Origin of the sequence: Curtobacterium sp. MCBD17_019 (genome assembly GCF_003234555.1) — a bacterium.
Classification (GTDB): domain Bacteria; phylum Actinomycetota; class Actinomycetes; order Actinomycetales; family Microbacteriaceae; genus Curtobacterium.
The window spans coordinates 1-8,709 of record NZ_QKTT01000029.1 but is presented as its reverse complement, the minus strand read 5'-3'; the positions used below and the strand labels follow the sequence as shown (position 1 = coordinate 8,709).

Genomic DNA, 8,709 nt, shown 5'->3' with positions numbered 1-8,709 from the left:
CTGCGGAGAGTGTGTGAACTAGACAGCTCCACTCCACTGCAGGAGGTCCTTCTCACATCCCAACGACTACAGCGAGTCGTCGCAACACAACCAACGTCCCTGGGCAGTACAGCTAGTGAGTCAGTCACTGAGTAGCTGGCGGCGGTTGCCACCGTCCTCTCCGACGCCCGCTGGGCACCCTGCGCAGTCGAAGGATTCGGTTTTGGTCTCCTCTGCTCACCGCCCCCGCCTCTGGGACAGCACAGACCTCAACGCCCCGATCCAAGTCCCTCGAACGAGCGGTAGGACCGCGACGCAAACGACATTAAGCTTTACTCAGTGTTCGAAGGAGGAACCGATGTCGCACGAACCCCGCGATCGCGCCGCTCTTGCTCGAGACTATCCGGACCCCGTGTGGCGGCAGCGTTTCCTCGAGTTGCTCGCGATCGTAGACCTCCTGAGCCATTGCGTGATCGAAGGAAATTTCAAGGTATCAGATGAACTGAACCGGGCAATTGTGCTGAGTGATGCCGGCAGGAAGGTCCGTGATCAGCTGATCACCAAGGAATCTGTCGATGCGAAGGACGCTAACCTTCTGTGCCTGCTGGGCCTCGTGCACCTCGAGCCACTTATCGACGTCGATAAAATTGATGTCGATCGTCTCATTGAAGCGATATCAAACTATGTCCTGGATGGGCGGATCAGATTCCCTCTAATCTTCGGGCGGGCGTTGTACGATGGTGCATCAAGTCTTATCCCGGAAGAGCGCGCGGTTCTGAAGCACGAGGACACTCTGCGCCTCCTGGATAGCAAACCACGGGGCGTATTTCACTCTGGCCCGTTCCTGATCGGTCCCTTCGGCGTGCGCAGAGTGACACATCGACGTGCACTAGCGCCGCGCTTGTCCGTGCCAATCCAACACTGCGCGGATCTCTCGTGTGCGGCCGTTCACTCCGTACGACTTACCACAAGCTATGATGCCAGCATCAACAAAACGCGATCGGCCTTGTATAAGGTCCTAGATCAAGTTTCAAAAGATCCTGCAGACTGGAACGGCTTCGTCCTCGACTTCACCGAGGGTGATTACAACCCATATGCGATTGATGACGGATCGACACTGCCTTTCCTGCTCGGGGACGGATTCTCCGACCGTGAGTTGCGTGTCTTTGTCAACTATGTGAATGAGCGAACGGAGGGGCGCCTCACGGGTGAGGCACGTCGTTTTGGCCTCAAAGGCCCCATGGAGAAGTGGCTTCCGGACCTCGACCGCGCACAGTTGCTCCACATACTGCTGACTGAAACCGACGACAACCTCGCCCGCCTTCTTGACCTAGCGATTCGCGACGAGGAGATTCAGATCCCTGTAGGCGAAGTCCGCCGGCCGGTCGTCAATCATCGGACAAGGTCCGGCGCGTGGCGCCTCCGGCCCGAAGCGAGTTCGCTTGGATACCGTGTTCGCCCCCGCGACGAAACCACGACGCTGCTCCGACTGGCGTCGACCGTCCGCGCAATGTTCGATAGAGACTCACCGGAGGATATGGACGAGCTCGCCTGGATGCTCCGTGACGTCCAGGGCAAGACGACCGGTGCTCGACTGGAGGAGTTCCTCCGCCAGGAGAGCCCGCGCGGCATAGTCTCGACGTTGATCCTCGGCCGGAGGCGGAACGCTCAGCGGGCCGCTGACGCCTTGAAGATCACACTCAGCACGGACGACGACTTCGTAGACCGCATCCTGTGGAAGTTGGGCTTCCCATTGGAACGTCGCACAGACGTTCGAGATGAATACTGGGACCGCCACCAGGCACTCGAGACTTTTGTCACAACAGCATCGGCAAGCGCTGAATCGACCGAGCCGCGTTTGAGGGAGATTGCGTCAAACTACTTTGTTGAGCTCGAGCGATTCCTGTTCGACTCGCTCACATTCACGACCTGGGCGCTGCTCACAGACCACGTTACGTCGAAGAGCCCGTTCCGGCATCATCACACCGCAGCCAGGGCTTTCACAATCGAGAAGTTGAACGCGTCAGTGGAGCGAAAGCCCGGGGTAGCTCAGAATGATCTGCGAGAGGATCCAGATCTCAGCAGCATTGTGCAGGGTTTCATTCGACTTGCAGATCACCTAACCAGCCTCCTTTCACACAGTGCAGATTTCCTGCGCGACGAGCAGGAGCTCCCGAAGTTCGTTCGGCGCACAGATCTGCAGCGATTCCCCTTCCGCCACACCATCCCGTTCCTTGATTTGACCGACTCGTCGCAGCACACGCTCCCCCAGACTCTCCACGCAGTTGGTCAGCAACTGAGCAATTCGGGAATCATGACCGCGCGCAATGGACTTTCGCATGCTAAGTCTCAAAGAACCCCAAGTGTCCTAGAGGTCAACGATGCCCTCTCGAAAGCCCGTTCAGCATTGCGGCTCCTTGAGGAGATCGGGTGCGTGAGGAACACCTACCAAGCAGTATCGACAAGCATCGATGCATGGGGCCGAGCATCCACCCTAATGCGATCCCACGGGGCGGACATCTCGTTCTCCGGCCCGAGCGGTTTCGGCATGCTGGGCTTGCCCTCGCTGACGCTGCCTGTGTACCTCATGCAGGGCGCTGTGTTCGCAGAGCCGAACGAGATGATGCGCTTCAGTGAGGGTTTCGACTCCGAGTATTCCGAGTACTGGGAGGGGATCCCGCACCGACCTGAACCGGGTAGCCCCGACAGCCCGAGTCAGCCCAACCAGACGGTCGAGGAACTCGCGTCTCCTGCTCCGATCGCCTGAGGCCGCGGGCGGCCTTTGGGCTGCTCGAGGCGAAGTCTTCAGTCCGATCACGTAGCGCTGGTGCGTCGCGGATCCGTGTCGATCGTGCAGCGTGCTTACGAGCGCGTCGCATCGCCGTGCGTTTACTTCGCACTGCACGCCGCGCATTGCTCTGGTCTAAGACGGCCGGGGCACGGGCGCGTCCGGAGGCTTTCCTGTCTCGGTCAGCGATTGTCTATCGAGATGCTGTTCTTGCTCGCGTGGCTAGCCGTGCGAGCAAGATTGTGAGCGTGGGTTTCGACACCGTCTTGGCTGCAGCTGATGTCCCGACCATTCAGGCGGAGGTCGCCGCGCTCCGGCGCCCTGCCCGACGACTCCCTCGCGGCGTGACCGCGCCCCGGGCCGGCTTGGCGCAGCCTCTGCAGTTCCAGGTCGTCATCGACGAGCGCGACCACAGCTGGACGTTCGACCGGCAGGGTGACCGTCACCGCGACCAATACAGGGACGGCGTTCTTTTCTCAGTTGATGGGTCGGTGGAGGTCAGCTTCGCGCGAAGCGGCGCGGTGGCTCCTCCCGTTCGGCTGCTCACCCCGGAGCTTCTCCTCTTGTGGGGCCCGCCCGCGAGCTTCGCGCCGATCCTGGTCCAACGGATACACGGGCACTGGCTGCTCGTGACGTTCGAGCATGAGCGCGACCCAGCGGACCGCATGACGGTGGTCATCGACGAGCGAGACGGCGTCGCGCACCGCTCCTACGGAACGAGCGAGATCACAATGCTCACGGAAATCCGGGTCATGGACGACGACGAGCCGGCACCGCCGCGCCCCCGGTTTTCCCGGCTGCAAGAGTGGCCAGTGCTCGAGTACTGACGGCTGCGCAGTTGTCTCGCTCGCCGATCCGCAATCGGAATTCGGTAGTCGAGTTGGCGCCTTGACGACAGCAGAATTCGGCAACGTCTTTGCGCTGGGCACGACGGCTACCGTGCACGCCTACCGGGAGCTCGCTGTCTCCACTGCCGGGCGAACTCGGAGTGGTCCGATCATCCGCCGTTGGGATGACGAGGCAGCGACAACCACCGCGAGGCGGCTCGACCTGGCCCGGCGCGGACCAGGCCGCTTGGGACTGGGCGAGCGCCGGATGGTCGTGGAGCGGGGACCATTTTGACTGTCAGATCCACGCGATCGGCACCGCGCACATCGCGCGTGGTGGCCTCATGACCTTCGGCCGATTGCAACCGGCTAGTCGTCGTCGCAGGTGCCCGCGCTCGCGCGGCGTTCTCTGAGCTGGAAAACGGCTTCGTAAGCCCAACCGAGGACACCACCGCCCGCGATACAGAGCACCTCGAGGGGGAGATACGTCTGCCGTGCATGCGGCGCGCCAAAGGTGCCGATGGCGAGGAGCGCGGCGATCACGGCTCCACCCGCAGTCCCGCCGAGCGCAGCCAGTGCAGCGCGCTGCCGTGGACCTGGTGCGCGACGGTGACGGGGCCGTAGATGGAGAACTCGACCGGGCCGACGAGGTCCGCAGCGACTGTCTCGAGGACGGGCCGCATGAACTCCTTCGCCGGCAGGGGGCTGTACTGCACGACCTCGATCGGGCCGAGCTGCTCGCTGGCCTGCTCGAGGGCGGTGCGGAGCGAGTCCTGGTCGCGGACGTTCGCGGTGAACCCGGCGGCGGTGATGCCCTCCGCGGTGAGCGTCGCGGCGAGCTCGTCGACGCGGGTCCGGTTCCGGGCGATGAGCGCGACGGAGAAGCCCTCCTGGCCGAAGCGGCGCGCGACGGCGGCGCCGAGTCCGGGGCCCGCTCCGATGATGGCAAGTGTGGTCATGATGCTTCCCGTTCGCAGTTTGTGAGCAGGAGTGAAGGGCCTCGGCAACCGGGGGGAGCTGCCGAGGCCCGGTCTGTGGGTTATGGGCGGAGGAGGACCTTGATGGCGCGGCGTTCGTCCATCGCCTTGTAGCTCTCGGCGGCGTCCTCGAGGGGCAGCTCCATGTCGAAGACCTTGCCCGGCTCGATCGCACCGCTGAGGATCAGGTCGATCAGCTCGGGCAGGTAGCCGCGGACCGGGGCGGGGCCGCCGTGCAGGTGCACGTGGGAGAAGAACAGTTCCAGGCCCGGCAGGTCGACGTCGTGGGAGACGCCGACGTAGCCGACGTGGCCGCCGGCGCGGGTGGAGTGGATGGCCTGCATCATCGATTCCTGCGTGCCGACCGCCTCGATGATCGAGTGCGCGCCGAGGCCGTCGGTGAGTTCCTTGATCTTCGCGATGCCGGCTTCGCCGCGCTCCTCGACGATGTCGGTGGCGCCGAACTCGCGGGCGAGCTTCTGCCGGGACTCGTGGCGGGACATCGCGATGATGCGCTCGGCGCCCATCTGCTTCGCCGCGAGGATTGCGAGCAGGCCCACAGCGCCGTCACCGACGACGGCGACGGTCTTACCCGGACCGACTTCGGCTGCCTTCGCGCCGAACCAGCCGGTACCGAGGACGTCGGATGCGGCAAGGAGGGACGGGATCTTGTCCTCGTCGGGCATGCCGGGGGTTGCGACGAGGGTACCGTCGGCGAGCGGGACCCGCATGTACTCGGCCTGCGCTCCGCCGACACCCTCACGGTGGACGCAGCCCGACTGGTAGCCGGACTGGCAGATCTCGCACGTGTTGTCGGAGGCGAAGAACGAGCCGACAACGAACTGACCGGGCGTGACGTTCTGCACGTCGGCGCCGACTTCCTCGACGATGCCGACGTACTCGTGACCCATCGGGACGGGCTCATCGATCGCGTCGTCACCGCGGTACGGCCAAAGGTCCGATCCGCAGACGCAGGCCGCGACGAGCTTGATGATCGCGTCGGTGGGCTGCTGAATGGTCGGCTTCTCACGCTCGTCGACGCGGACGTCGCGGGCGGCATGCATGATCGTGGCGCGCATCAGATGCGGATCCAATCGTTCGGGTGATTCGTGGTCATCACCATCAAACGGCTGTCTTCACACGGTAGTGAGGCTCTGCGTAAACGGGGTCCAGCAGAACCTGTCTTCGAGTCGACGGAACCGCCTACCGTGGCTGTCATGGACAACCGAGCTGAGGTGCGTGAGTTCTTGTCGTCACGCCGTGCACGCATCACGCCCGAGCAGGCAGGCGTCGAGCAGTTCGGCGGCCGTCGCCGCGTCGCCGGCCTCCGCCGCGAAGAAGTCGCCCGCCTCGCCGGAGTCAGCGTCGACTACTACACCCGCATCGAGCGCGGGAACCTCACCGGCGCTTCCGACAGCGTCCTTGACGCCATCGCTTCCGCGCTCAGCCTTGACCGTGCCGAGCATGACCACCTCTTCGACCTCGCCCGCGACGCCAACGCCACGACCGTCCGTGCGCGGGCCAAGGCGCCAGCCCCGGCCGGTCTGCCCCCCGCAGTGCAGTTCATGCTTGACACCATCACGGAAGCGCCGGCTTTCATCGGCAACAACCGAATGGACATCGTCGCCGCGAACACGCTTGGTTACGCGCTCTATTCCGACATGTACCGGGGGACGGCGCGGCCAGCGAACCACTCCCGATTCATCTTCCTCGACCCCCGCGCCTACGACTTCTACCCCGACTGGGAACGAGCCGCGAACGTCAACGTCGCGATCCTCCGCCGCGACGCCGGCAGGAACCCCCACGATCCCGGAATCGCCGCGCTCGTCGGCGAGCTCTCGGTGCGCAGTGATGAGTTCCGCATCCGCTGGGCTGCACACAACGTCCGCCGGCACTACTCCGGCGCGAAGAGCTTCAACCACTCCGCCGTCGGCATGCTGGAACTCACCTACCAGGTCATGGAGCTCGAAGACGTGCCCGGGCACAGCCTCACCGTCTACCCCGCAGCACCCGGCACCCCATCTGCTGACGCGCTGAAACTCCTCGCGTCTTGGGCGGCGACCGAGCGCATCACCGACAAAGCCGCCGCCACCTCACGCGCCTGACGGCTCTTCTCGCCGGCAAGCCGGCACCTTTCTGCCGCTGCGGCCGCCGCCGACGCGGTGAGTGGGCACCCTGCTCGCACTGGTGCCCCGCCGCGCCTACACCTTCGACGAAAGCGCTCTCGTGACCTCCACCACTGACCAACCACAGACCGAAGACGTCGCCGAGGGCCGACTGCCGTGGTTTCCTCTCACGCTGCTTGCTGCGATCGGGTTCGTCCTCGTTGCGATGGAGACGATGCCCGCTGGCCTCCTGCCCGTCATCGCGGACAGCATGCACACGAGCGAAGGCACCGTCGGCCTCTTCGTCAGCGCATACGCCATCGGCACCGTCATCGCCACCGTCCCTGCAATCGCCCTCACCCGGAGCCTGCGCCGGAAGCCGCTGATCATGACCGCAATCGGGGTCCTGCTGCTGGCGAACACCGTCACCGCATTCTCGCCGGACGTCGCCGTGTCGCTGATATACCGCTTCATCGCCGGTGCGATGTCGGGAACGATCTGGGGCATGTTCGCCACCTACGCCCGCCGCATCAGCCCGCCCCGCTTCGCTGGTGTCTCACTCGCGATCGTGTCCACCGGCGCTCCCGTCGGGTTCGCGCTCGGAACCCCCCTGGGTTCCTTCCTTGGTCACGCGCTGACGTGGCGGTGGTCCTTCGGGGGCCTGAGCATCATCGGGCTCATCGTCCTGGCGTTGATTGCCCTGTTCGTCCCGGACGCCCCCGGCCAGACCAGCGCCGTGAAACTCTCCGTCGCGAAGGTCTTCCGGATCCGCGGGATCGCCATCATCCTCGCCGTCATCGCGACGTGGATGCTCGCCCACAACACCATCTACACGTACATTTCCCCGTACCTGCGGGCCACCGACACCGGCATCAGCGCCGGCCTGATGCTCCTCGTCTACGGCATCGCCGCGATCGCCGGAGTCATCATCACCGGCGCGCTCCTGGACCGCCACCCGCGTCCGCTGCTGCACCTCAGTGCTGGCCTGTTCGTCATCACCGGCGTGATCCTCCTCGTCGCTCATACCTCGACGATCGCGATCCTCGTCGCAGCGGTGCTGTGGGGAGTCAGCTTCGGCGGCGCATCCACACAGCTACAGGCGGCACTCACCACCGCTGGGGGCGAGAACGCCGACGTTGCCAGCGCGTTCCTCCCTGTCGCGTTCAACATCGCCATCTTCGCCGCCGGCATCTTCGGTGCCGCGCTCCTGACCGCCTTCGACGGGCTCGTGCTCGCCGTCGTGATGATCGTCTTCGGGACCATCGCGGTATTTCTGACCATGGTCGGCCGCCGCTCCGCGTTCCCCGCGAAGCTCTGAACAGAAGGACGCCCGCCCCCGCCATGTGAGGGCGATAAGGGGGTCCAACAGCCCCTCTCTCGGCGCCATCGACGCGGCTACCGTCGCTCTCATGAGCGCAACACTCACCCTGAACAACGGCGTCCAAATGCCCGCCATCGGCCTCGGCGTGTACCAGAGCCCGCCCGACGAGACGGCCGCCGCCGTCGAGACGGCCCTCGCTGTCGGATACCGCCACATCGACACCGCCGCCGCGTACCAGAACGAACGCGAAGTCGGCGAGGGGATTCGCCGGTCCGATCTGGACCGGTCCGACGTGTTCATCGAGACGAAGATCTGGCCCGTCGACTTCGGCTACGACCAGACCCTCCACGCGTTCGACAAAGGTGTCGGGAAGCTCGGGATCGACATGATCGACCTGCTGATCCTCCACCAGCCGATGCCGCAGCGGTTCGACGCGACCGTCGACGCGTACCGGGCCCTTGAGCGCTTACTCACGGACGGGAAGGTCCGCGCGATCGGCGTCAGCAACTTCATGCCCCACCACCTCACGAAGCTCATGCAGCACACCGCCGTCGTGCCCGCCGTCAACCAGATCGAACTGCACCCCTACTTCACCCAGCCCTGACCTGTCCCGGGTTTCCCGGACACCTGAGTTGGGGCGATGATCGTCCCGGAGAAGGAGTCCGTGATGCCTGCTGCGAAGCCTGAGGAGTTCCGTCGCCGCGCTGTGGCG

At 64.7% G+C, this 8,709-nt stretch carries 7 protein-coding genes and 1 pseudogene; 5 read left to right on the top strand and 3 right to left on the bottom strand.

All coding sequences use genetic code 11. The features are described 5' to 3' along the window. Positions 1 to 337: 337 nt before the first annotated feature. Entirely contained in the window at positions 338 to 2,746 is a 2,409-nt protein-coding gene (locus DEI82_RS16050; protein ID WP_146242955.1) for a hypothetical protein, read from the top strand. Between the two features lie 269 nt (positions 2,747 to 3,015). Next, positions 3,016 to 3,594, top strand: coding sequence for a hypothetical protein (locus DEI82_RS15785; RefSeq protein ID WP_146242954.1), 579 nt, complete (start codon positions 3,016 to 3,018; stop codon positions 3,592 to 3,594). Between the two features lie 369 nt (positions 3,595 to 3,963). On the opposite strand, the gene DEI82_RS16340 is transcribed toward DEI82_RS15785, so the two are convergent. The 3 genes from DEI82_RS16340 to DEI82_RS15775 form a co-directional block, all read right to left on the bottom strand. After that, entirely contained in the window at positions 3,964 to 4,137 is a 174-nt protein-coding gene (locus DEI82_RS16340; RefSeq protein WP_181435258.1) for a hypothetical protein, read from the bottom strand. Then, a complete protein-coding gene (locus tag DEI82_RS15780; RefSeq protein ID WP_111037568.1) occupies positions 4,134 to 4,553 on the bottom strand; it encodes an SDR family NAD(P)-dependent oxidoreductase in 420 nt (139 codons plus the stop codon). Before DEI82_RS15780 ends, DEI82_RS16340 begins: the two co-directional genes overlap by 4 nt. Positions 4,554 to 4,633: 80 nt before the next feature. Continuing rightward, positions 4,634 to 5,650: a zinc-dependent alcohol dehydrogenase family protein gene (locus tag DEI82_RS15775; protein ID WP_111037567.1), complete on the bottom strand. Its 1,017-nt coding sequence runs from the start codon at positions 5,648 to 5,650 to the stop codon at positions 4,634 to 4,636. Positions 5,651 to 5,788: 138 nt separating this feature from the next. Here DEI82_RS15775 and DEI82_RS15770 point away from each other — a divergent pair, with 138 nt between their 5' ends. The 3 genes and pseudogenes from DEI82_RS15770 to DEI82_RS15760 form a co-directional block, all read left to right on the top strand. Further along, a complete protein-coding gene (locus tag DEI82_RS15770) occupies positions 5,789 to 6,676 on the top strand; it encodes a helix-turn-helix transcriptional regulator (protein ID WP_111026234.1) in 888 nt (295 codons plus the stop codon). Positions 6,677 to 6,797: 121 nt separating this feature from the next. Beyond that, on the top strand, positions 6,798 to 7,994 hold the full coding sequence (locus tag DEI82_RS15765) for an MFS transporter (RefSeq protein ID WP_258372115.1): 1,197 nt from the start codon (positions 6,798 to 6,800) through the stop codon (positions 7,992 to 7,994). A gap of 91 nt (positions 7,995 to 8,085) precedes the next feature. Continuing rightward, a pseudogene (locus DEI82_RS15760) lies at positions 8,086 to 8,595 on the top strand (aldo/keto reductase); the annotation flags it as partial. Positions 8,596 to 8,709 lie beyond the last annotated feature (114 nt).